Below are 23,238 nucleotides of genomic sequence, written 5' to 3'. Positions count from 1 at the left end.
TCCGCTCCCTGAGCTTGTCGAAGGGTCAGAGAATCGCGTTGTTGCGCGCCTTCGGGAAGCGCTTCTGGCCGGCCACCCAGCCCGCCATCTTGCGGTAATGCGACTCCTTGACGTTCGCCGTCGAGGTGAGCTCGCGATCCCACTCGGCGATCTCGAGGCCGTCGACGGCGTTCACCACCGCCTCGGCGGTCGCCACGTCGGCCACCACCCGGTCACCGAGAATGCCGCCCGACTCCCCCACCAGCGTGATGCGGACACCGGCCGCACCGATCGGCTGCAGCACCGCCTTCGCCGAGCCGCCCTCGCGGGAGATGAATCCCTTGACCGAGGAGACCACGTCGCCGGGGGCGACCGCTGCGGTCGGCGTCGTCGTGTCGGGGCTCTCGGATTCTGGCTGCTCGCTCATGCCGGTGATGATACCGACGCCCGTCTGCCGCGCCCGGCGCGGCTCACCGACGACGGCCGAGCACGCCGGGCCGCGGCGACCGTGTAGAACGGTCCCATGCGCGCAATTCAGGTTGTTCGGCACGGCGGCCCCGAGGTTCTGGAGTACGGGACGGTCGACGACCCGATCCCCGCACCGGACGAGGTGCTCGTCCGGACGGCGGCGGTCGGCGTCAACTTCATCGACACCTATCTCCGCAAGGGGATGTACCCGTCCACACCGCCGTACGTGCCGGGCAGCGAGGGCGCCGGTGAGGTGGTCGCCGTCGGCGCCGACGTGACGTCACCGGCCGTCGGCGACCGGGTCTGCTGGGTCGACTCACCGGCCAGCTATGCCGAACTCGTCGCCGTGCGTGCCGCCCGGGCGGTGCCGGTGCCCGACGGGGTACCCGACGACGTCGCCGGCTCGGCGATCCTGCGGGGTCTGACCGCGCACTATCTGCTCGACGGCAGCGCGCATCCCGCGGCGGGTGACACCGTGCTGATCCATGCCGGCGCGGGCGGTGTCGGCCTGATCCTGACCCAGCTGGCCAAGCTGCGCGACATTCGGGTGATCACGACGGTGTCCAGCGACGAGAAGGAGGCGCTCTCGACGGCCGCGGGCGCCGACCTTGTGCTGCGTTACGGCGACGACCTGGCCGAGCGGGTGCGCTCGGCCACCGACGGGCGGGGCGTGCCGGTGGTGTACGACGGCGTCGGCGCCGACACCTTCGAGCAGTCGTTGGCGTCGACGGCGGTGCGCGGGATCATCGTGCTGTTCGGCGCGTCGTCGGGTCCGGTGCCGCCGTTCGATCTGCAGCGCCTGAACCCGGCCGGATCGTTGTCGGTGACCCGTCCCACGCTCGGGCATTTCATCGCCGATCCCGACGAGCTGCGCTGGCGTGCCGGCGAGTACCTGGGTGCCGTCGCGGACGGGAAGGTCGACGTCCGGGTCGGGCAGCACTACCGGTTGGGCGACGCAGCGCAGGCACACATCGATCTGGAAGGACGTGCCACGACCGGCGCGACGGTTCTCGTTCCGGAATGAGCGGGCAGCGCCGAACGGCTCAGAAGTAGCTGGAGATCACCGGCAGGTTGACGACGGCGTCGATCGCCAGACCGCAGAACAGGATCGCCAGGTACTCGTTGGACTGCAGGAAGATCTTGAGCGGTTCCACCTCGGCGCCCGCCCGGGTCGCGCGGTACAGCTTCTGCACCCGGCTGGCGAACCAGCCGCCGGCCAGTACGGCCACCGCGAGATAGATCCAGCTCGCACCGATGACCAGCACCAGCGAGCTCAGCACCGTCAGCCACGTGTAGATCATCATCTGACGGGTGACGCGTTCCTCGGTGGCGATCACCGGGAGCATGGGCACTCCGGCCGCCCGGTAGTCCTCCTTGTAGCGCATCGCCAGCGCCCAGGTGTGTGGCGGCGTCCAGAAGAAGATGACCAGGAACAGCACGATCGGCTGCCAGCTGATGCTGCCCGTCACGGCGGCCCACCCGACCAGGGTCGGCATGCAGCCGGCGGCACCACCCCACACCACGTTCTGCCAGGTGCGGCGCTTGAGGATCATCGTGTAGACGCCGACGTAGAACGCGATGGTCGCGGTGACCAGCAACGCGCTCAGCAGATTGGCGGCCCACCAAAGCACCGCGAACGACGCGAGCCACAGCAGGATGCCGAACACCAGCGCGCTGCGTGTCGACACCGCATGGCGGGCCAGCGGACGACGCGCGGTGCGCTTCATCTTCTGGTCGATGTCCGCGTCGGCGACCATGTTGAGCGTGTTGGCGCTGCCGGCCCCCAGCCATCCGCCGACGAGCGTGAAGGCGATCAGCCCGATGTCGACGTGACCGCGATCGGCCTGCAGCATGACCGGGATGGTCGCCACCAGCAGGAGTTCGATGACGCGCGGTTTGGTCAGTGCGATGTACGCGAGCACGGTCGCGCGAACCCGCGCGAACCGCGAGTCGGGAGTGGTGGCCGAATCCTGCCGAGTGCCACGGGATGCGGTGCCACGGGATGTGGCGGACAGATCTCCGCTCACACGATCCCCAATCCTCACGCGCAACTCCTCGTCTGCCCTGCTCCGGAGAGACTTCTGGGCTACTACCGACGATGGTAGACCGTGGCGTCGGCGATCGGAGAATCGAGCCCGTCTCAGCCCGATGACCACCGGCGCACTATTCTGGACCGCGTAGCTGTGACATCCCACGACCCCCCGACCGGTCCCACCCCGCACCGACTAGGCACAGGAGACAGCACCACCGTGGCGCTCACCGATGACATCCGCGCGTTGACCACACCGGCATACCCCGACGACTGGACCGAGACCGACACCCGCGCGGTCGACACCGCTCGGCTGCTCGCCGCCGACGCCGTGCAGAAATGCGGCAGCGGCCACCCCGGTACCGCGATGAGTCTGGCACCGCTGGCCTACACCCTGTTCCAGCGCGTGATGCGCCACGATCCGGCCGACACCGACTGGGTCGGCCGCGACCGGTTCGTACTCTCGTGCGGGCATTCCAGCCTCACGCTCTACATCCAGCTCTACCTCGGTGGGTTCGGGCTCGAACTGCCCGACATCGAGGCGCTGCGCACCTGGGGATCGCTGACCCCGGGCCACCCCGAATACCGCCACACCAAAGGCGTGGAGATCACCACCGGCCCGCTCGGTCAGGGTCTGGCCTCGGCGGTCGGCATGGCGATGGCCGCCCGCTACGAGCGCGGCCTGTTCGACCCGGACGCCCCCGCGGGTCAGTCGCCGTTCGACCACCACATCTACGTCATCGCCTCCGACGGCGACATCGAAGAGGGCGTCACCTCGGAGGCGTCGTCGCTGGCCGGGACCCAGCAGCTGGGCAACCTGATCGTCTTCTACGACGAGAACCAGATCTCCATCGAGGACGACACCGACATCGCGCTGTCGGAGAACGTCGCCGCCCGCTACGAGGCCTACGGCTGGCACGTGCAGACCGTTGACGGCGGCGAGGACGTCGTCGCGATCGAGGCCGCGATCGAGGCCGCCAAGGCGGTCACCGACAAGCCCTCGATCATCTGCGTGCGCACCATCATCGGGTACCCGGCGCCCACCAAGATGAACACCGGCGCCGCGCACGGCGCGGCCCTCGGCGACGACGAGATCGCCGCCACCAAGAAGATCCTCGGCTTCGACCCGGAGAAGACCTTCGAGGTCTCCGACGAGGTCATCGGCCATACCCGCAAGCTCGTCGAGCGCGGCGAGGCGGCGAAGGCGGCCTGGCAGAAGGACTTCGACACCTGGGCCGAGACCAACCCCACCCACAAGGACCTCTTCGACCGCCTTGCGGCGCACGAACTTCCCGACGGCTGGACCGAGGTGCTGCCGTCGTGGTCGCCCGGCGACAAGGACGTCGCGACCCGCGCCGCCTCCGGCAAGGTGCTCTCCGCGCTCGGGTCCGTGCTGCCCGAACTGTGGGGCGGATCGGCCGACCTGGCCGGCTCCAACAACACGACCATGGACGGGGCGGCGTCGTTCGGCCCGTCGTCGATCTCCACCAAGAAGTGGTCGGCCAACCCGTATGGCCGCACCCTGCACTTCGGCATCCGCGAGCACGCGATGGGCGCCATCCTCTCCGGCATCGCGCTGCACGGGCCGACCCGCGCCTACGGCGGCACCTTCCTGCAGTTCGCCGACTACATGCGCCCCGCGGTGCGCCTGGCCGCGCTGATGGAGATCGACCCGATCTACGTCTGGACCCACGACTCCATCGGGCTCGGCGAGGACGGCCCCACCCATCAGCCGGTGGAGCATCTCGCCGCGCTGCGGGCCATCCCGCATCTCGACGTGGTGCGCCCGGCCGACGCCAACGAGACGGCCGCCGCCTGGCAGACCCTGCTCGTCCGGCGCCGCAACCCGGTCGGTCTGGCCCTGACCCGCCAGAACGTGCCGATCCTGGAGGGCACCAGCGCCGACGGCGTCGCCAAGGGCGCCTACACGCTGGTCGGCACCGAAACCGAACCCGATGTCGTGCTCATCGGCACCGGCTCCGAGGTGTATCTCGCCGTCGAGGCGGCAAAGGCATTGGCGGACAAGGGGATCACCGCGCGCGTGGTGTCCATGCCGTGTTTCGAGTGGTTCTTCGAGCAGGACCAGGCCTACCAGGACGCGGTGCTGCCGCCGTCGGTGCCGAAGGTGTCGGTGGAGGCCGGGATCGCGATGCCGTGGTATCGCATCGTCGGCGACACCGGCGCGATCGTCGCACTCGACCACTTCGGCGCATCGGCCGATTACAAGGTTCTCTACCAGGAATTCGGCATCACGGCAGACGCGGTCACCGCCGCCGCCGAGGGTGTCGTCAACAAGTAAGGAGACCATCGTGACCCAGAACGAGAAGCTCGCCGAACTGTCCGCCGCCGGTGTATCGGTGTGGCTCGATGACCTGTCGCGCGACCTCATCGCATCCGGCGACCTGAAAGACCTGATCGCCACCAAATCCGTCGTCGGCGTCACCACCAACCCGTCGATCTTCCAGGCAGCGCTGTCGAAGGGCACCAGCTACGACGCGCAGGTGTCCGAACTCGCCGCCCGCGGCGCCGACGTCGACGCCACCATCCGCACCGTCACCACCGACGACGTGCGCAACGCGTGCGACGTGCTCGCCGGGGCGTACGAGGAGTCCGACGGCGTCGACGGCCGGGTGTCGATCGAGGTCGATCCCCGCCTCGCTCACGACACCGACGCCACCGTCGCCCAGGCAATCGAGCTGTGGAAGATCGTCGACCGCCCCAACCTGCTGATCAAGATCCCGGCCACCAAGGCGGGACTGCCGGCCATCACCCGGGTCCTCGCCGAGGGCATCAGCGTCAACGTCACGCTGATCTTCTCCGTCGACCGCTATCAGGGGGTCATGGACGCCTACCTCGACGGCCTCGACGCCGCGGCCCAGGCCGGCCACGACCTGTCGACGATCCACTCGGTGGCGTCGTTCTTCGTCTCCCGGGTGGACACCGAGATCGACAAGCGCCTCGACGCCGTCGGCACCCCGGAGGCCGTCGCACTCAAGGGCAAGGCCGGGCTGGCCAACGCCCGCCTCGCCTATCACGCCTACCAGCAGGTCTTCGAGGTGGAATCCCGCTTCCCCGATCTGCTCGCCGCCGGCGCCCGCCCGCAGCGCCCCCTGTGGGCGTCGACCGGCGTGAAGAATCCCGACTACCCCGACACGCTCTACGTCAGCGAACTGGTCGCCCCCAACACGGTCAACACCATGCCGGGCAAGACCATGGACGCCTTCGCCGACCACGGCTGGGTCAACACCGGGTCGATCATCGGCAAGTCCGCCGAGTCGCAGGAGGTCTTCGAAGCGATCGCCGCACAGGGCATCGACCTCGACGACGTGTTCGCCGTCCTCGAGGACGAGGGCGTGCAGAAGTTCGAGGATGCCTGGAACGAACTGCTGCAGGCCACGTCCGAGCAGCTCGCCTCCGCGAAGGGCTGAGTCGGTTGCCCGACAGCCTGGGCTGGGTCAATCCGCTCCGCGATCCGCGCGACAAGCGGCTCCCCCGGATCGCCGGGCCGTGCAGCCTCATCATCTTCGGTGTCACGGGCGACCTGGCGCGCAAGAAGCTGATGCCCGCGGTGTACGACCTGGCCAACCGCGGGTTGCTCCCGCCGTCGTTCGCGCTCGTCGGCTTCGCCCGACGTGATTGGGACGACGAGGATTTCGCCAAGATCGTGCACGACGCGGTCCGCGACCACGCCCGCACCGGCTTCCGCGAGGAGGTGTGGGAACGGCTGGTCGAGGGCTTCCGGTTCGTCCAGGGATCCTTCGACGACGACGCCGCGTTCGACCGCCTGTCCGACACCCTGGCCACCCTCGACAAGGAACGCGGTACCGACGGCAATCACGCGTTCTACCTGTCGATCCCGCCGAAGGCGTTCCCCACGGTCTGTGAGCAGTTGCACCGGAGTGGACTGGCGCAACCGGGTTCGCAGGACAATTGGCGCCGGGTGGTGATCGAGAAGCCGTTCGGACACGATCTCGAGTCCGCGAAGGAACTCAACGCCATCGTCAACAGCGTCTTCCCCGAGTCGTCGGTGTTCCGCATCGACCACTACCTCGGCAAGGAGACGGTGCAGAACATCCTGGCATTGCGGTTCGCCAACCAGCTGTTCGATCCGCTGTGGAGTTCGCACTACATCGACCACGTGCAGATCACGATGGCCGAGGACATCGGACTCGGCGGCCGCGCCGGCTACTACGACGGCATCGGCGCCGCCCGCGACGTCATCCAGAACCACCTGCTGCAGTTGATGGCGCTGGTGGCGATGGAGGAACCGATCTCCTTCGAGCCCAAGCAGTTACAGGCCGAGAAGATCAAGGTACTCGCCGCCACCCGCAACATCCTGCCGCTCGAGGAGAACACCGCGCGCGGCCAGTACGGCCCGGGCTGGCAGGGCAGCGACAAGGTCCCCGGACTGCTCGACGAGGAAGGCTTCGCGAAGGACTCCACGACGGAGACGTTCGCGGCCATCGCCCTCGAGGTGGACTCACGCCGCTGGGCGGGTGTGCCGTTCTATCTGCGCACCGGAAAGCGGTTGGGCCGCAGGGTCACCGAGATCGCGCTGGTGTTCAAACGCGCACCGCACCTCCCCTTCGATGCGACCATGACCGAGGAACTCAGCCAGAACGCACTGGTGATCCGCGTGCAGCCGGACGAGGGCATCACGCTGCGGTTCGGCTCCAAGGTGCCCGCCTCACACATGGAGGTCCGGGACGTCAACATGGACTTCAGCTACGGCACGGCCTTCACCGAGGCGTCGCCGGAGGCCTACGAACGTCTGATCCTCGATGTCCTGCTCGGCGAGCCGTCGCTGTTCCCGGTCAACGAAGAGGTCGAATTGTCGTGGGAGATCCTCGATCCGGTGATCGAGGCGTGGGCCGCCGCCGGCACACCGGACACCTACGAGTCCGGTACCTGGGGCCCGGCGTCGGCCGACGAGATGATGGACCGGGTCGGCCGTTGCTGGCGGCGACCGTGAGATCCGACCGACCATGAGACCGATCCTTCGATGAGACGGGATGGCGCGCAATGATCGTCGAGTTGTCCGACACGACCACCAGTGAGGTGGCCAAGAAGATCGTCGAGGTGCGCGAATCCGGCGGAGCGGTCAGCCTCGGCCGAGTGCTCACGCTGGTGGTGGTCGCCGCGCGCGGCGAGCCGACCGAAGGCGCCATCGAGGCGGCGATCGGCGCCAGCAGCGAACACCCGAGCCGAGTGATCGTGGTGGCCAAGGGGTCTCGCGACGGCGAATCGCGTCTCGACGCCGAGATCCGGGTCGGCGGCGACGCCGGCGCCTCGGAGGTGGTGGTGCTGGCACTCGAGGGCGAACTCGCCAACCACCCCCGGTCGGTGGTCACCCCGTTCCTGCTTCCCGACACCCCGGTGGTCACCTGGTGGCCCGGGGCCGCGCCGGAGAACCCGGCGACCGATTCGATGGGCACACTGGGCCGTCGGCGCATCCTCGACGCGAGCAAATCGTCCGATCCGGCAACGGTTCTCGCGCGCCGACTCGCCACCTACGCGCCCGGCGACTCCGACCTGGCGTGGACCCAGATCACCCATTGGCGGGCCCTGCTCGCGTCCGCGATGGACCGCCCGCCGCACACCCCGGTGACCGCGGTGGAGGTCACCGGACCGTGCCAGTCACCGAGCGTGGACCTGCTCGCGGGGTGGCTCCGGTGGGCGCTGAAGGTACCCACCACGCGCCGCGTCGGCAGCTTCGAGGTGCGGCTGTTCCGCGACGAAGGGCCGACGGTGCTCGCCGTGGACGGCAACAACAATGCGGTGCTGACCACCCCCGGCAAACCCGACGGACGGGTCGCCATGACCCACCGCGACCTGCCGATGCTGGTGTCCGAGGAACTCCGCCGCCTCGACCTCGACGAGGTCTACGCCTTTGCGCTGCAGGGTGTGGCCGAGGTCGAGTCGGAAGAGAAGGCGAGCGCGTGATGACACCGGAAACCCTGGTCTTCGACGACAAGACCCAGCTCGTCCACACCGCGGCGACGCGTTTCGCGGATGTCGTGACCCGGGCACAGACCGAACGCGGGATCGCGACGGTGGTGCTGACCGGCGGCAGCAACGGGATCGCCATCCTCGACGCGCTGGCCGCCGACAGCGGGCATGTCGACTGGAGTCGTGTCGAATTGTTCTGGGGGGATGATCGTTTCGTGCCCGCCGACGACCCGGAACGTAACTCGCGCCAGGCCGCCGAGGCCCTGCTGGACAAGGTCCCGGTCGATCCCGCCCGTGTGCATGTGATGGCGCCCTCGGACGGCGAGTTCGGCGACGACATCGACGCCGCGGCCGCGGCCTACGCCGAGGAGCTGTTCGAGGTCGGTTCCGGTGCGATCCCCCACTTCGACCTGCATCTGCTCGGCATGGGCGGCGAAGGGCACATCAACTCCCTCTTCCCGCACACCCCGGCCACGGCGGAGGCCGTGAAAATAGTTGTGGCCGTCGAGGACTCCCCCAAGCCGCCGCCCCGGCGGATCACCCTCACGCTGCCCGCGGTCAACCGCAGCAAGGCGGTCTGGTTCCTGGTGTCGGGCGAGGACAAGGCCGAGGCGGTCGCCGCCGCCCACACCGGCGCCCACGCCGCCGACTGGCCGTGCGCCGGCGCCCACGGCACCGACGAGACCGTCTGGTTCCTCGACCGACCGGCCGCGTCGAAGTTGTAGCTCGCCCCGCGGAGCGTCGGGGCAGTGATCTCGATGCGGCGCCTCGCTTCGCTCGGAGCCTTACTCGATCAGCGGGCGGGAACGCCGTTTCCGCTGAGCGAGAAACGCCCCCCACCGCTGGTCGAGTAAGCCCGGCGACGAAGGAGCCGAGCGCATCGAGACCCTGACGAGCGGCCCGCTACCCCGAGTTGCGCAGGGCCGTCGCCAGCCCGTTCATGGTCATCTGGATCCCGCGACGCACCCGGGGGACGTCGTCGCCGGCGCGGAAGCGGCGCAGCAACTCCACCTGGAGCAGGTTGAGCGGCTCGAGGTACGGGAAGCGGTTGTACACCGAGCGCTTGAGCGCCGAGTTGTCCGCGAGGAGGTCCTCGGTGCCGGTGATCTTGGAGTACATCGCGATGGTGCGTTCGTGCTCCTCGACGATCATGCCGAAGACCTTGTCGCGCAACTCTTCGTCGTCGACGAGTTGGGCGTAACGGTGTGCGAGGCCCATGTCCGACTTGGCGAGCACCTGCGCCATGTTCGACATGACGGTCCGGAAGAACGGCCACTTCTCGTAGTAGTGCCGCAGCGTCTCGAGCCGCGCGGTGTCGTCGCCGATCCACTGCTCGAACGCCGAACCCGTGCCGTACCAGCCGGGCAGCATCACGCGCGACTGCGTCCAGGACAGTACCCACGGGATGGCGCGCAGATCGGAGATCTTCTCGGTCTGCTTCCGTGACGCCGGCCGGCTGCCGATGTTGAGCGCCCCGATCTCCGACAGCGGCGTCGACGACGTGAAGTACTCGACGAATCCCGGTGTCTCGTGAACGAGTTTGCTGTACGCCGATCGGGCCAGGGACGCGATCTCGTCCATGTTGGTGTAGGCGTCGTCGGATTCGTCGCCGAGTCCCTCGATGTCGAGCAGCGACGATTCGATGGTCGCGGCCAGCAGGGTTTCCAGATTGCGTTCGGCGAGTACGGGTTCGGCGTACTTGGCGGCGATGATCTCGCCCTGCTCGGTGATCCGCAGCGAACCCTGGACGGCGCCCGGCGGCTGCGCGAGGATCGCGTCATAGCTGGGGCCGCCGCCACGGCCGACAGTGCCGCCGCGACCGTGGAACAGCCGCAACCGGATTCCCGCCTTCTCGGCCGCCTCGACCAGATCGAGTTCACCGCGGTACAGCGCCCAGTTGGCGGCCATGTACCCGCCGTCCTTGTTGGAATCCGAGTACCCGAGCATGACTTCCTGCATCCCCGCCTGACCCTCGACGAGGTCGCGGTAGAGGGGGATGTCCAGTGCCGCCAGCAAGGTCTCGGCACCCTGCTGCAGATCCTCGATCGTCTCGAACAGCGGCACGATCCGCACCGTCGACGCGAGCTTGCCGGTCTCGGCGTCGATGTCGATGAGCCCCGCCTCCTTCAGCAGGATCATCGGCTCGAGCATGTCCGACACCGAGGTGCACATGCTGATGATGTAGTTCGGCACCGCCTGCGGCCCGAACCGCCCGACCGCCGCGGCCGCGGCGCGGACGATGTTGAGTTCCTTGGTGGCCAGCTCCGACAGTTCCGCGTCGGGCCGGGTCAGCGGGCGTCGGTTGTTCAGTTCGGAGCTCAGGATCTCGACGCGTTCCGCCTCGTCGAGCGACAGGTAGTCCGGATGTATGCCCGCCCACGCCAGCAATTCGGCGATGACCTCTTCGTGCATGTCGGAGTTCTGCCGCATGTCCAGACCCGACAGATGAAAACCGAAGGTGCGCACCGATTCCCGTAGGATGAGCAGCCGGTCGTCGGCGAGGATGTCGTCGCCGGCCGAACGCAGACCGGCGTCGATGACGTCGAGGTCGGCGAGCAGGTCGTCGGCGGTCGGATACGGTTGCGCGCCGTCGAGCAGGAACAGGTCCGAGGCCTTCATCACTTCTTCGCCGAACAACTCGGTGGCCGTCGCGACCAGGCGAGAACGGATGTGGCGCAACGCGAGCCGGAAGGGCTCGTCGGAGGCCGGGTCATCCGGCGACACCCCGGCGAGCCGATAGATCGTGTCGTCCGGCGACATCAGCCGGCCGGACATGCTGAGTTCTTCGGCGAGGAGGTGCAATTCGGACAGGTGATTGCCGATCGCGGTGCGCGCGGCAAGAGTGGTTGCCATCTCGACGATCTCGTTGGTGACGAACGGGTTGCCGTCACGGTCGCCGCCGATCCACGACCCCATCCGCAGCATCGGGTCCTTGGTGAGACCCGCGTCCGGATAGGCGGCGGCTAGCGTGTGCCGCACACCGGTGTTGATCTTCGGTATCACCGCGAAGAACGCCGCGTCGTAATAGCGGAGTCCGGAACGGATCTCGTCCTGAATCGTCAACCGCTCGAGCCGGATCAGCGCGGTCTGCCACAGGGTGAGGATCTGCCGGCGCAGCCGCAGCAGCACCTCGGCCTCCTCGGTCGAGGTCAGCTCGGTGCGTTCCCGATAGCGGAGCAACCCGGTGATGCGGTTCTGCGCCTCGGACACCGTGCGTCGCCGAGTCTCGGTGGGATGGGCGGTGATGACCGGAACCACGGTCGCGTCGGCGAGCGCGCGACCGACCGCCTCGTCGCTCAGGTCGGCTGCCGCGAGCTTCTCGTAGGTGGCGGCCAGGGTGCTGTGCTGGGGCGGGTCCCCCGCGCGCACGTGAATCGCCCGGCGGCGTTCACGGTGGATGTCCTCGGCGAGATTGGCCAGCAGGGCGAAGTTGGTGAACGCGCGGATCACCGGCATCGCGACGTCCATGTCCAGATCGGTGAACATGTCGGCCAGTTCGTCGCGGTCCATCTCGGCGCGGCGGATGCGGAACGCGGCGATCCGGGCGGCCTCCACGAGCTCGAAGACCGTGTCGCCGGAATGCTCACGGATGGTGTCGCCGAGAATGCCGCCCAGCAGGCGGATGTCCTCACGCAACGGCTCGGTCAGGGCTCGCCCTTCATCGTCGATGACGATGTGGTCGGCGATTGTCATGGTGGGGCGCCAGGCGGGCGCTCCGAACGATGGGATGGATTCTGGCGAGATCGATTCGCTCATCCATCCAGTATTCCGGCAATCACCGGAGGTGGCATCTCGGGAGCGATGTGACGGTGTCAAACCGCGCGCTCGACGGGTCAGCTCAGCTTGATGTCGAGTCCGACGGCGACGATCAGGATGAACCAGATGATCCCGACGAAGATAGTGAGGCGGTCGAGGTTGCGCTCGACGACGCTCGAGCCGGACAGACTCGACTGCACACCACCGCCGAACAGCGACGACAGACCGCCGCCCTTACCGCGGTGCAGCAACACCAGCACCACCATCAACACGCTGGTGACGATGATTCCGATGTCGAGTGCGAGCTTCACGTCGTGTCAGTCCTGTCGGTCTCAGATGCAGAAAGGGCAGGTCGCGCCTCGCTCGATCGGTCCGAGCAAGGCACAACCTGCCACAGTCTACGCGACCCGTCGACAAGCCCCTTTCGACGGGGCTCATGACAAGCAGGAGCTTACGGAAGCGGGCCACCCGCGGCGATGGCCGACAGGTTGGCGAACTCCTCCGATTTCAGCGACGCCCCACCGACGAGAGCACCGTCGACATCGGTCTGTCCGACGATGTCGCCGACGTTCTTGGCGTTGACCGAACCGCCGTAGAGCACCCGCACGGAATCCGCGGTGGCGTCGTCGGCGATCTCGGCGAGCGCCGTGCGGATCGCCCCACACACCTCCTGGGCGTCCTCGGCACTGGCCACCCGGCCGGTGCCGATCGCCCAGACCGGCTCGTAGGCGATGACGACCTTGCCGATCTCCTCGGCGGTCAGGCCGGCTAGCGATCCCTTGAGCTGGGTGACGTTGTACGCGACGTGGTCACCGGCCTCACGGATCTCGAGGCCTTCTCCGATGCACACGATCGGGGTGAGCCCGTGCCGTAGCGCGGCCTTGGTCTTCTCGAGCACCACCTCGTCGGTCTCGGCGTGCATGGTGCGTCGTTCGGAGTGCCCGACGACCACGTAGGTGCAGCCCAGCTTCGCGAGGAACGCGCCGCTGATCTCACCTGTGTAGGCGCCGGAGTCCTGTGCGGACAGGTCCTGGGCCCCGTAGGTGAGCAGCAGCTTGTCCCCGTCGACGACGGTCTGCACGCTGCGGATGTCGGTGAACGGCGGGATCACCGTCACGTCGACCTTGTCGAAGTACTTCGCCGGCAACGCGAAAGCGATCTTCTGCACCAGGGCGATGGCCTCGAGATGGTTCAGATTCATCTTCCAGTTGCCCGCGATGAGCGGTTTACGCGCCATGTATCAGCTCTCCAGCACCTTGAGTCCGGGCAGTTCCTTGCCCTCGAGGTATTCCAGCGACGCTCCGCCGCCGGTCGAGATGTGCGAGAAACCGTCGTCCGGCAGTCCCAGGGTGCGCACCGCGGCGGCGGAGTCGCCGCCGCCGACCACGGTGAACGCACCATTGGCGGTGGTCGCGGCGATCGCCTCGGCCACCCCGCGGGTGCCGGCGGCGAACTTCTCGAACTCGAACACACCCGACGGGCCGTTCCAGAAGATGGTCTGCGCACCGGAGAGGACCGCGGCGAACCGCTTGACGGTCTCGGGTCCGATGTCCACGCCCATCCAGTCGTCCGGGATCTCGTCGGCCGCAACGATTTTCGACTCCGCGTCCGGTGCGAACCGGTCGGCCACCACGGTGTCGACCGGCAGCCGGATGACGTCGCCGAACCGCTCGAGCAGACCCTTGCAGACGTCGATCTGGTCCTCCTGCAGCAGCGAGGTGCCCACCGAATGTCCTTGCGCGGCAAGGAAGGTGTACGCCATGCCGCCGCCGATCACCAGGGTGTCGACCTTGGGTGCCAGCGACTCGATGACCCCGAGCTTGTCGGAGACCTTCGACCCGCCGAGCACCACCGCGTACGGGCGCTTGACCTCGGCGGTGAGCTTGGTCAGCACACCCACCTCGGTCTCGACGAGGGTGCCCGCATAGTGCGGCAGCAGCTTCGCGACGTCGTACACCGACGCCTGCTTGCGGTGCACCACACCGAAGCCGTCCGACACGAACGCACCGTCGTCGCCGACGAGTTCGGCGAGTGCCTTGGCCAGCGACTCCCGCTCGGCGTCGTCCTTGGAGGTCTCCCGCGGGTCGAACCGCACGTTCTCCAGAAGCAGGACGTCGCCGTCGGTCAGCCCCTCGGCACGCGCGAGTGCGTCCGATCCCACCACGTCGCCCGCGAGCTGGACGTTGCGGCCCAACTCCTCGGACAGCCGGGCGGCGACGGGCGCGAGCGAGTACTTCGGGTCCGGTTCACCCTTGGGCCGCCCGAGATGGGCGGTGATGATCACCTTGGCGCCGGCGTCGATCAACGCGGACAGCGTCGGCAACGAGGCCAGGATGCGGCCCGGATCGGTGATCGTCGTCCCGTCCAGCGGCACGTTGAAATCCGACCGAACCAGCACACCCCGTCCCGAAACGCCTTCGGCCAGAAGGTCTTTCAGCGTGGGTACAGCCATGCTCTGATCTCTCTCCTATTCGGGTCGAGCCGGTCAGAGGGATTTGCCGACGAGGCCGATCAGGTCGACGACGCGGTTGGAGTAGCCCCACTCGTTGTCGTACCAGGAGACGGCCTTGGCCTGGTTGCCGATGACCTTGGTGAGACCCGAGTCGAACAGCGACGAGTGCGGGTCGGTGACGATGTCGCTGGACACGATCGGCGCGTCGTAGTACTTGAGGATGCCCTTGAGCGGTCCCTCGGCGGCGGCCTTCATGGCGGCGTTGATCTCGTCGGCGCTGGCGGTCTTGCTCAGTTCGACCGTGAGGTCGGTGACCGAGCCGGTGGGGATCGGCACGCGCAGTGCGTAGCCGTCGAGCTTGCCCTTGAGCTCCGGGATGACCAGCGAGATCGCCTTTGCGGCGCCGGTGGAGGTCGGGACGATGTTCAGTGCGGCGGCGCGGGCGCGACGCAGGTCCTTGTGCGGGCCGTCCTGCAGGTTCTGGTCCTGCGTGTAGGCGTGCACGGTGGTCATCAGACCCTGGACGATGCCGAACTCGTCGTTGAGCACCTTGGCGAACGGCCCGAGGCAGTTGGTGGTGCACGACGCGTTAGAGATGATGTTCTGGCTGCCGTCGTACTTGTCGTCGTTGACGCCCATCACGATGGTGATGTCCTCGTTCTTGGCGGGCGCCGAGATGATGACCTTCTTGGCACCGGCGTCGAGGTGGCCCTTGGCCTTCTCGCCGTCGGTGAAGATGCCGGTGGACTCGACCACGACGTCGACGCCCAGGTCACCCCACGGCAGTGCCGACGGGCCTTCCTTGATGGCCAGTGCCTTGATCTTCTGCGCGCCGACGACGATGGTGTCGTCGCCTTCCAGGCTCACGTCGTCGGGCAGCCGGCCGAGGATCGAGTCGAACTTGAGGAGGTGGGCGAGCGTCGCGTTGTCGGTCAGGTCGTTGACCGCGACGATTTCGATGTCGGTGGTGCCCAATGCTTTTTGTGCTTCAACGGCGCGGAAGAAGTTGCGGCCGATGCGGCCGAATCCGTTGACGCCTACCCGAACAGTCACTGTTGCGCTCCTTAGCGGTTTTCCTCATCGAGCTCTGCGGGGATACGCGGCCCGCGTTCGTGACGAACCCGAACACGGCCACGGCACTTCTCAGCCTAGTAGGACACGCTCGGATGGGTGCACGTAAGGGGTGAATGCGTCGCAAGATGAACCGCGGATGAACGATTCACGCCTCGTCGAGCAGGTCGGACGTGACCGCCGACTCGGTGTCCGGAATCCCGTCGGTGCGCGCCTTCTTGTCGGCCATCGACAGCAGCCGGCGGATACGCCCGGCGACCGCGTCCTTGGTCATCGGCGGATCGGCGAGCTGACCGAGTTCCTCCAGCGACGCCTGCCGATGGGTGATCCGCAGGTGGCCGGCCGCCGAGAGGTGATCGGGCACGTCGTCCCCGAGGATCTCCAGCGCCCGTTCCACGCGCGCCGCCGCGGCCACTGCCGCACGTGCCGAGCGCCGCAGATTGGCGTCGTCGAAGTTGGCGAGACGGTTGGCCGTCGCACGGACCTCGCGCCGCATCCGGCGTTCCTCCCAGACCAGCCGCGTGTCGTGCGCGCCCATCCGCGTCAGCAGGGCCGCGATCGCCTCACCGTCGCGGATCACGACCCGATCGGCCCCGCGCACCTCCCGGGCCTTGGCCGTGACGCCGAGGCGCCGGGCGGCGCCGACGAGCGCGAGCGCGGCCTCCGGCCCCGGGCAACTGACCTCGAGTGCCGACGACCGGCCGGGCTCGGTGAGCGACCCGTGCGCCAGGAACGCACCGCGCCATGCGGCTTCGGCGTCGGCGACGCTGCCGCCGACCACCTGCGCGGGCAACCCGCGGACCGGCCGGCCGCGCAGATCGAGCAGACCGGTCTGCCGGGCCAGTCCCTCCCCGTCCTTGGTCACCCGGACGATGTAGCGCGCGCCCTTGCGGAGTCCGCCGCTGCGCAGCACATGGACGTCCGAGCCGTACCCGTAGAGGTCGAAGATCTCCCGGCGCAACCGCCGGGCGACGTTGCCCATGTCCACCTCGGCTTCGACCACCACCCGGCCGGCGACGATGTGCAATCCCCCGGCGAAGCGCAGCAACGCCGACACCTCGGCCTTGCGGCAACTCACCTGGGTCACGGTGAGACGCGAAAGTTCGTCCTTCACGGCCGACGTCATCGCCACCGGTCCCTGCCCTCCTGTCACGAGCCACTCATCCCCTACGCATCGTGTGCCCGGACAGCGTATCGGCTCACTTCACCTTCGCACACTTCATTCACGACGGCAGCGACCTTGGCCGGGTCATGCACATGCCGGCCGGGCACCGCCAGATCGGCGACGAGCAGCCGCGCACCGAACAGATTCGCCGCGCGGACCACATGGTCGCGCTCCCGGCCGACCGGCACCGACGCCGAGTCCACCAGGATGTCGTCGATCCGGAGGACGTCGGCGTGCGCGTGGAGCACGTGCAGATGCCGCTCGACCGAGAAACCAGGCGTCTCACCCAGTTCCGGGGCCAGGTTCACGAACAACATCTTGCGCGCGTCCGTCCGGCGCAGGGCCGCGAGCTGATCGGGTATCAGCACGTGCGGGATGACGCTGGAGAACCACGATCCGGGTCCGAGCGCCACCACGTCGGCGCCCTCGATCGCCTCGACCGCGGCCGGGCACGCGGGCGGCTCGGTGGGCAGCAACCGGACGCGGCGCACCTTGCCGGGGGTGGTCGCCACCGCGACCTGACCCCGGATGCACCGGCTGATCCGCGGATCGCTCTCCAGACCGGACACATCGGCCTCGATCTCCAACGGCACCGTCGACATCGGCAACACCCGTCCGTCGATGTCGAACACGTCGATCAGCTCGTCGAGCGCGGCCACCGGATCGCCGGTGACCTCGGTGAGTCCGGCGAGCAGCAGGTTGCCGATGGGGTGTCCGGCGAGCGCGCCGCGCCCGCCGAAGCGGTGCTGGAACGTATCGGCCCACAGCGCGTGCCCGGCCCGGTTGAGCCGGCCCGGTTCAACCGATCGCGACTCCAGCGCGGCGGGCGCGCACATCAACGCCGACAACGCCATTCGCAGATCGCCCGGTGGGATCACGCCGAGTTCGGCGCGCAGCCGCCCGGACGATCCGCCGTCGTCGGCGACGGTGACCACCGCGGTCACGTCGGTGCTCAGATAGCGCATCGCGGTGAGCGTGGCGTACAGACCGTGGCCCCCGCCGAGTGCCACGATCCTCATTCGCGCCCCAGATCCCGGTGCGTGACCCGGATGTCGAATCGGGGCGCCCCCTGTTCGTCGGTCATCTCCCAGAGCCGGCGGCCCATCTCCTCGGCGACCGCGACGCTGCGATGTTTGCCACCCGTACAGCCGATACTGATCGTCATGTAGCGCTTGCCTTCTCGTAGATATCCGGCCGACACGACATCGACGATCTCCAGGTACAGGTCGACGAAGCGGCCCGCCTCTTCGGTGCCCAGGACATAGTCACGGACGGGTGCGTCGCGCCCATTGTGCTCCCGCAGTTCGGGCACCCAGTACGGATTGGGCAGAAAACGCATATCGGCGACCAGGTCGGAATCGATGGGCAGGCCGTATTTGAAGCCGAACGACTGCACCACCACCGACAGCCGCCGGTCGGCCTCCTGCGGGTAGGCGCCCTCGACGATCTCGCGGAGTTTGGCCGCGGTGAGGGCGGACGTCTCGACGACGAGGTCGGCCGAACTCTTGATGGGCGCGAGGACCCTGCGTTCGCGCTCGATGCCGTCGATCAGCGTGCCGTTCTCCTGCAGCGGATGCCGGCGGCGCACCTGCTCGAACCGCCGCACCAGCACCTGGTCGCTGGCCTCGAGGAACAGCACCTTGGTGATGGCGCCGGATTCCTCGAGCGCGGAGCGCAACTCGGTGAGCTGACCGCCGAAGGATGCGTCGGACGCCCGGATGACCAACGCCAGCCGGGAGATCGACCGATCGCTCTCCCGCACGAGGTGCACCATCGTGGAGATCAGGCTCGAGGGCACGTTGTCGGCGACATACCAGCCGTCGTCCTCGAGCACGTTCGCCGCGGTGGATCGGCCGGCACCGGACATCCCGGTGACGAACAGCACGGTCAGGTCATTCACCGGTGAGTTCCTCGCTTCGTTCGGCACTACTGGGCTCGATGGTGCTGCCGTCGTCCAGCGCCGCCTGCACCGCGCGGGCGGTCGCCTCCCCGATGCCGGGGACCTCGGAGATGTCCTCGATCGAGGCTTCCCGCAGCCGCGCCACCGACCCGAAGTGGGTCACCAGCGCGGTGCGCCGGGTCCGGCCGAGTCCCGGTACCCCGTCGAGCACCGACTCGGTCATCCGTTTGCTGCGCTTGCTGCGGTGGAAGGTGATCGCGAACCGGTGGGCCTCGTCGCGCACCCGCTGCAGCAGGAACAGCGCCTCGCTGGTGCGGGGCAGGATCACCGGCTCGTCGTCGCCGGGCACCCACACCTCCTCGAGACGTTTCGCCAGTCCGATGACCGCGACGTCGGTGATCCCGAGTTCGTCGAGCACCGAGGCCGCCGCATGCACCTGCGGCGCTCCCCCGTCGACGACGAAAAGGTTTGGCGGATAGGCAAATCGACGTGCCTTGCCGGTGTCCGGGTCGGTCACGGGAGCCTCGGTGTCGGCGCGATGGCGCAGGAACCGGCGGCGCGTCACCTCGGCGATCGACGCGACGTCGTCGGATCGGCCGTCGCCCGCGGCGTGCCGGATCGAGTAGTGCCGGTAGTCCGACTTGCGCGGCAGACCGTCCTCGAACACCACCAGGGACGCGACCACATCGGTGCCCTGGACGTGGGAGATGTCGATGCACTCGATGCGCAGCGGCGCCTGGTCGAGCCCGAGCGCCTCGTGCAACTCGGTCAGCGCCGCCGAACGGGTGGTCAGATCCCCGGCGCGACGTAACTTGTGCTGCGCCAACGCTTCCGACGCATTGCGCTCAACCGTCTCGAACAGCGCCTTCTTGTCGCCGCGCTGTGGGACACGCAGCGCCACCTTGCTGCCCCGGAGATCGGAGAGCCAGTGCGCGAGGTCCTCGTGGTCGTCGGGCAGCGCCGGCACCAGCACCTCCCGAGGCACCGAGTCGTTGCGCACCCGCCCCTCGTCGATCTGCACGGTCGCGTCGAGATCGACCTCCGCGCCGTAGAACTGGGTGACGAACTGCGACACCTGCTCGCCGGGCGAGTCGTCGTCGGAGCGTTCGACGACCCACCCACGCTGACCGCGGACGCGACCGCCGCGGACGTGGAACACCTGCACCGACACCTCGAGGTCGTCGCCGACCATGGCGACCACGTCGGCGTCGGTGCCGTCGCCGAGCACGACGGCTTGTTTCTCCATGGCGCGGCGCATGGCGGAGATGTCGTCGCGCAGCCGGGCGGCCCGTTCGAAGTCGAGTTCCTCGGCGGCCGTGGACATCTCGCGCTCGAGTCGCCGGATCATCTGGTCGGTGCGGCCGGCCAGGAAGTCGCAGAAGTCCTCGACGATCTCGCGGTGCTGCTCGGCGGTGACGCGCCCGACGCACGGCGCGGCGCACTTGTCGATGTAGCCGAGCAGGCACGGCCGGTCGATCTGGCGGTGCCGCTTGAACACCCCGGTCGAACAGGTGCGGGCGGGGAACACGCGGGTGAGCAGGTCGACGGTCTCCCGGATGGCCCAGGCGTGGGAGTAGGGGCCGAAATACCGCACCCCGCGACGGCGGGGACCGCGGTAGACGAACAGCCTCGGGTATTCCTCGTTGAGGGTGACCGCCAGAACCGGGTAGCTCTTGTCGTCGCGATACCGGACGTTGAACCGCGGGTCGAACTCCTTTATCCAGTTGTACTCGAGCTGCAGTGCCTCCACCTCGGTGCCGACGACCGTCCACTCGACGCCGGCCGCGGTGGTGACCATCTGCCGAGTCCGCGGGTGCAGCGAGGCGAGGTCGGCGAAGTAGGAGGTCAGCCGCGAACGAAGGTTCTTCGCCTTGCCGACGTAGATGACCCGGCCGTGGTTGTCGCGGAATTTGTAGACCCCGGGATCGGTCGGGATCGTCCCCGCGGCGGGACGGTACGTCGTCGGGTCGGCCACGCGTCCAGGCTAGTGGTGCGTCTCAGAAAATAGATAACCGGTCTCCGGCGTTCGATCGGCGCCTGGCTGCGTTGTCGTCGGTCACGATAGCGCCGCTATCGCTCCCTCCTCCGCCTTGCCAGACGCCGATCGCTCCACCGGATACCGGTCACCTATTTCCGAGACACACCACTAGTACGCGGCTCCGACGACTACGTGACCCCCGGCGTGCGGTACCGCTGCTCGAGTTCCCGGAACCGGGTCATCGCCGACACCGCCCGGTCGCCGTCCCACGCCTGCACCGCGACCACCGGGATGTGCTCGTCGGCCGGCAGCAACAGCCAGGCCGACCAACCCTTCTCCGGGTAGGCCAGGCCTTCGACACGATCCCAGGTGAACAGCCGGTCCGACCCGAGGTTGCGGACCGCCACCCCCGCCGCCCCGGCCCGCAGCCGGGCGCGCGTGAGCAGCAGCACGGCGCCGGCCTCGAGGGTGCCGATGAGCGCGATCGCCAGCTGGTCGTCGAGGCCGATGTTCTTCGGGCCGGTGTCGGCGATGGTCAGCAACGCACCGAACGTGATGTGGATGGCGATGATGACCACCGCGACCGCGACGGCCAGCCGCCGCAACCGCCGGGGCCGATACTCCAAATCCCACTGCACGTCCGTGGCGGTGCTCACCGCAATTCGCCCCGGGCGAGCGCTCGCAGGGTCAGTGCCGACGCCAGCGCCGCCGTGGTCGCCTGGGCGCCCTTGTCCTCCTTGGACCCGGGCAGCCCCGCACGCGCGATGGCCTGCTCCTCGGTCAACGTCGTCAGCACCCCGTTCCCGACCGGTGTCGACTCGTCGAGCGACACCCGGGTCAGGCCCGCGGTCACCGCGTCACAGACGTACTCGAAATGCGGTGTCTCGCCCTTGATCACGACACCGAGTGCGACGACGGCGTCGTGGTGACGGGCCAGCGCCTGCACGATGACCGGCAACTCGATGGCACCCGCCACCCGTACGACGGTGGGTTCCTCCACCCCGCTGTCGGCGGCGGCGCGCAGGGCGCCGTCGAGCAGGGCGGTGCAGATCGTCTCGTGCCACTGGGACGCGACGACGGCCAGCCGCAGACCGCTGGCGTCGGCGAGATCGAGGGTCGGTTCGCCGTGGCCGCTCACGCAGGGTCCCCCGGCTTCTCGGTCCACTCCTCGAGACCGGTCAGGTCGTGTCCCATGCGGTCGCGCTTGGTGCGCAGATAGTGCAGATTCTCCGCGTTGGCCCGCACCGGCATCGCGACCCGCTCGACGATCTCGAGGCCGTAGCCGTCGAGGCCGACCCGCTTGGCCGGATTGTTGGTGAGCAGCCGCATCGATCGGACACCGAGGTCGACGAGGATCTGGGCGCCGAGGCCGTAGTCGCGGGAGTCGGCGGGCAGGCCGAGTTGCAGGTTGGCGTCGACGGTGTCGGAACCGGAGTCCTGCAGTTGGTAGGCCTGCAGTTTGTGCAGCAGCCCGATGCCCCGGCCCTCGTGCCCGCGCATGTAGAGCACGATGCCGCGGCCCTCGGCGTCGACCATCTCCATGGCGGCGTCGAGTTGCGGGCCGCAGTCGCAGCGCAACGAGCCGAACACGTCGCCGGTCAGGCATTCCGAGTGCACCCGGACGAGGACGTCGTGGCCGTCGGAGGCGGAGATGTCGCCCTTCACCAGTGCGACGTGTTCGACATCGTCGTAGATGCTGGTGTAGCCGACCGCGCGGAAGTCGCCGTGGCGGGTGGGGATGCGGGCCTCGGCGACCCGCACGACGTGCTTCTCGTGGCGGCGGCGCCACGAGATGAGATCGGCGATCGAGATGAGGGCGAGGTCGTGGTCGTCGGCGAACACCCGCAGTTCGTCGGTCTGCGCCATGTGACCCTCGTCCTTCTGGCTGACGATCTCGCAGATGACGCCGGCCGGCGCGAAGCCGGCGAGTCGGGCGAGGTCCACGGCGGCCTCGGTGTGCCCGGGCCGGCGCAGCACGCCGCCCTCCTTGGCGCGCAACGGAACCACGTGTCCGGGCCGGGTGAAGTCGACGGCGGATGCGTTCGGGTCCGCGAGCAGCCGCATCGTGGTGGCGCGGTCGGCCGCGCTGATGCCGGTTCCGATGCCCTCGCGGGCGTCGACGGTGACCGTGTACGCGGTACCGTGCTTGTCCTGGTTCATCGAGTACATGGGCGGCAGGCCGAGCCGGTCACACGAGGCGCCGTCCAGCGGCACGCAGAGATAGCCTGACGTATACCGCACCATGAACGCGACGAGTTCGGGGGTCGCCTTCTCCGCGGCGAAGATCAGGTCGCCCTCGTTCTCGCGGTCCTCGTCGTCGACCACGACCACCGCCTTGCCGGCGGCGATGTCGGCGATCGCCCGCTCCACCGAGTCGAATCGCACCCCCGAATGTCCGTCATCCGTGTCGTGGACGGATGTTGTCGGACCCGTCATCTCATCACCGCCTGCCGTCGCTGTACTCGTCATTGTTCTTACTCCACTGCTTGTC

The 23,238-nt window shown here is 68.3% G+C and carries 20 protein-coding genes; 6 read left to right on the top strand and 14 right to left on the bottom strand.

Annotation, left to right across the window (positions count from 1 at the left end; all coding sequences use genetic code 11):
• Positions 1 to 25: 25 nt before the first annotated feature.
• Complete coding sequence (locus ACWDTI_RS11160; protein WP_449738138.1) at positions 26 to 406, bottom strand: hypothetical protein; 381 nt, start codon at positions 404 to 406, stop codon at positions 26 to 28.
• Positions 407 to 502: 96 nt separating this feature from the next.
• Between ACWDTI_RS11160 and ACWDTI_RS11155 the strand changes: the two genes are divergently transcribed.
• Positions 503 to 1,471, top strand: a complete 969-nt coding sequence (locus ACWDTI_RS11155; protein WP_449738137.1) for a quinone oxidoreductase family protein — start codon at positions 503 to 505, stop codon at positions 1,469 to 1,471.
• A gap of 19 nt (positions 1,472 to 1,490) precedes the next feature.
• Here the strand turns inward: ACWDTI_RS11155 and ACWDTI_RS11150 are convergent, their stop codons facing one another.
• Positions 1,491 to 2,492 (bottom strand): heme o synthase, encoded by a 1,002-nt coding sequence (locus tag ACWDTI_RS11150; protein WP_449738136.1) that lies wholly within the window; start codon positions 2,490 to 2,492, stop codon positions 1,491 to 1,493.
• A gap of 204 nt (positions 2,493 to 2,696) precedes the next feature.
• Here ACWDTI_RS11150 and tkt point away from each other — a divergent pair, with 204 nt between their 5' ends.
• Genes tkt through pgl form a run of 5 tightly spaced genes read left to right on the top strand, consistent with a single transcriptional unit; the run spans position 2,697 to position 9,150 of the window.
• Positions 2,697 to 4,775, top strand: a complete 2,079-nt coding sequence (gene tkt / locus ACWDTI_RS11145; protein ID WP_449738135.1) for a transketolase — start codon at positions 2,697 to 2,699, stop codon at positions 4,773 to 4,775.
• A 10-nt stretch (positions 4,776 to 4,785) separates the two neighbouring features.
• Positions 4,786 to 5,904, top strand: a complete 1,119-nt coding sequence (gene tal / locus ACWDTI_RS11140) for a transaldolase (RefSeq protein WP_449738134.1) — start codon at positions 4,786 to 4,788, stop codon at positions 5,902 to 5,904.
• 5 nt (positions 5,905 to 5,909) lie between these two features.
• The gene (gene zwf / locus ACWDTI_RS11135) at positions 5,910 to 7,448 is read left to right on the top strand and encodes a glucose-6-phosphate dehydrogenase (protein ID WP_449738133.1); all 1,539 of its coding nucleotides are present in this window, start codon (positions 5,910 to 5,912) and stop codon (positions 7,446 to 7,448) included.
• A gap of 50 nt (positions 7,449 to 7,498) precedes the next feature.
• Positions 7,499 to 8,419 (top strand): glucose-6-phosphate dehydrogenase assembly protein OpcA, encoded by a 921-nt coding sequence (locus tag ACWDTI_RS11130; RefSeq protein ID WP_449738132.1) that lies wholly within the window; start codon positions 7,499 to 7,501, stop codon positions 8,417 to 8,419.
• Positions 8,419 to 9,150: a 6-phosphogluconolactonase gene (gene pgl / locus ACWDTI_RS11125; RefSeq protein WP_449738305.1), complete on the top strand. Its 732-nt coding sequence runs from the start codon at positions 8,419 to 8,421 to the stop codon at positions 9,148 to 9,150. Before ACWDTI_RS11130 ends, pgl begins: the two co-directional genes overlap by 1 nt.
• Positions 9,151 to 9,328: 178 nt before the next feature.
• On the opposite strand, the gene ppc is transcribed toward pgl, so the two are convergent.
• The 12 genes from ppc to ACWDTI_RS11065 all read right to left on the bottom strand — a co-directional run bounded on the left by ppc (position 9,329) and on the right by ACWDTI_RS11065 (position 23,183).
• Positions 9,329 to 12,181, bottom strand: coding sequence for a phosphoenolpyruvate carboxylase (gene ppc, locus ACWDTI_RS11120; protein ID WP_449738131.1), 2,853 nt, complete (start codon positions 12,179 to 12,181; stop codon positions 9,329 to 9,331).
• A 77-nt stretch (positions 12,182 to 12,258) separates the two neighbouring features.
• Entirely contained in the window at positions 12,259 to 12,492 is a 234-nt protein-coding gene (secG, locus tag ACWDTI_RS11115) for a preprotein translocase subunit SecG (RefSeq protein WP_449738130.1), read from the bottom strand.
• 140 nt (positions 12,493 to 12,632) lie between these two features.
• Positions 12,633 to 13,418, bottom strand: a complete 786-nt coding sequence (gene tpiA / locus ACWDTI_RS11110) for a triose-phosphate isomerase (protein ID WP_449738129.1) — start codon at positions 13,416 to 13,418, stop codon at positions 12,633 to 12,635.
• 3 nt (positions 13,419 to 13,421) lie between these two features.
• Positions 13,422 to 14,633 carry a phosphoglycerate kinase gene (locus ACWDTI_RS11105; RefSeq protein WP_449738128.1) on the bottom strand — a complete coding sequence of 404 codons (1,212 nt, stop codon included), beginning with the start codon at positions 14,631 to 14,633 and terminating at the stop codon, positions 13,422 to 13,424.
• 33 nt (positions 14,634 to 14,666) lie between these two features.
• Entirely contained in the window at positions 14,667 to 15,686 is a 1,020-nt protein-coding gene (gap, locus tag ACWDTI_RS11100) for a type I glyceraldehyde-3-phosphate dehydrogenase (RefSeq protein ID WP_449738127.1), read from the bottom strand.
• 166 nt (positions 15,687 to 15,852) lie between these two features.
• The gene (whiA, locus tag ACWDTI_RS11095) at positions 15,853 to 16,830 is read right to left on the bottom strand and encodes a DNA-binding protein WhiA (protein ID WP_449738304.1); all 978 of its coding nucleotides are present in this window, start codon (positions 16,828 to 16,830) and stop codon (positions 15,853 to 15,855) included.
• 41 nt (positions 16,831 to 16,871) lie between these two features.
• Complete coding sequence (locus ACWDTI_RS11090) at positions 16,872 to 17,888, bottom strand: gluconeogenesis factor YvcK family protein (protein WP_449738126.1); 1,017 nt, start codon at positions 17,886 to 17,888, stop codon at positions 16,872 to 16,874.
• Positions 17,885 to 18,736, bottom strand: a complete 852-nt coding sequence (gene rapZ, locus ACWDTI_RS11085) for an RNase adapter RapZ (RefSeq protein ID WP_449738303.1) — start codon at positions 18,734 to 18,736, stop codon at positions 17,885 to 17,887. Before rapZ ends, ACWDTI_RS11090 begins: the two co-directional genes overlap by 4 nt.
• A gap of 25 nt (positions 18,737 to 18,761) precedes the next feature.
• Positions 18,762 to 20,744, bottom strand: coding sequence for an excinuclease ABC subunit UvrC (gene uvrC, locus ACWDTI_RS11080; RefSeq protein WP_449738125.1), 1,983 nt, complete (start codon positions 20,742 to 20,744; stop codon positions 18,762 to 18,764).
• A 191-nt stretch (positions 20,745 to 20,935) separates the two neighbouring features.
• Positions 20,936 to 21,403: a PH domain-containing protein gene (locus ACWDTI_RS11075; RefSeq protein WP_449738124.1), complete on the bottom strand. Its 468-nt coding sequence runs from the start codon at positions 21,401 to 21,403 to the stop codon at positions 20,936 to 20,938.
• Entirely contained in the window at positions 21,400 to 21,885 is a 486-nt protein-coding gene (gene ribH, locus ACWDTI_RS11070) for a 6,7-dimethyl-8-ribityllumazine synthase (RefSeq protein WP_449738123.1), read from the bottom strand. Before ribH ends, ACWDTI_RS11075 begins: the two co-directional genes overlap by 4 nt.
• On the bottom strand, positions 21,882 to 23,183 hold the full coding sequence (locus tag ACWDTI_RS11065) for a bifunctional 3,4-dihydroxy-2-butanone-4-phosphate synthase/GTP cyclohydrolase II (RefSeq protein ID WP_449738122.1): 1,302 nt from the start codon (positions 23,181 to 23,183) through the stop codon (positions 21,882 to 21,884). The genes ribH and ACWDTI_RS11065 overlap by 4 nt, the downstream gene beginning before the upstream one ends.
• Positions 23,184 to 23,238 lie beyond the last annotated feature (55 nt).

The organism is Gordonia sp. NPDC003424, from assembly GCF_053588655.1.
This window is presented reverse-complemented; position numbering and strand designations above follow the sequence as displayed.

Excerpts from the sequence above, each read along its gene's own strand:
- ACWDTI_RS11090 (WP_449738126.1), bottom strand. The coding sequence starts at position 17,888 with ATGAGGATCGTGGCACTCGGCGGGGGCCACGGTCTGTACGCCACGCTC.
- whiA (WP_449738304.1), bottom strand. The coding sequence starts at position 16,830 with ATGACGTCGGCCGTGAAGGACGAACTTTCGCGTCTCACCGTGACCCAG.
- ppc (WP_449738131.1), bottom strand. The coding sequence starts at position 12,181 with ATGAGCGAATCGATCTCGCCAGAATCCATCCCATCGTTCGGAGCGCCC.
- pgl (WP_449738305.1), top strand. The coding sequence starts at position 8,419 with ATGACACCGGAAACCCTGGTCTTCGACGACAAGACCCAGCTCGTCCAC.
- ACWDTI_RS11130 (WP_449738132.1), top strand. The coding sequence starts at position 7,499 with ATGATCGTCGAGTTGTCCGACACGACCACCAGTGAGGTGGCCAAGAAG.
- rapZ (WP_449738303.1), bottom strand. The coding sequence starts at position 18,736 with ATGTCCGGTGCCGGCCGATCCACCGCGGCGAACGTGCTCGAGGACGAC.
- ACWDTI_RS11065 (WP_449738122.1), bottom strand. The coding sequence starts at position 23,183 with ATGACGGGTCCGACAACATCCGTCCACGACACGGATGACGGACATTCG.
- ACWDTI_RS11105 (WP_449738128.1), bottom strand. The coding sequence starts at position 14,633 with ATGGCTGTACCCACGCTGAAAGACCTTCTGGCCGAAGGCGTTTCGGGA.
- ACWDTI_RS11160 (WP_449738138.1), bottom strand. The coding sequence starts at position 406 with ATGAGCGAGCAGCCAGAATCCGAGAGCCCCGACACGACGACGCCGACC.
- tpiA (WP_449738129.1), bottom strand. The coding sequence starts at position 13,418 with ATGGCGCGTAAACCGCTCATCGCGGGCAACTGGAAGATGAATCTGAAC.
- ACWDTI_RS11155 (WP_449738137.1), top strand. The coding sequence starts at position 503 with ATGCGCGCAATTCAGGTTGTTCGGCACGGCGGCCCCGAGGTTCTGGAG.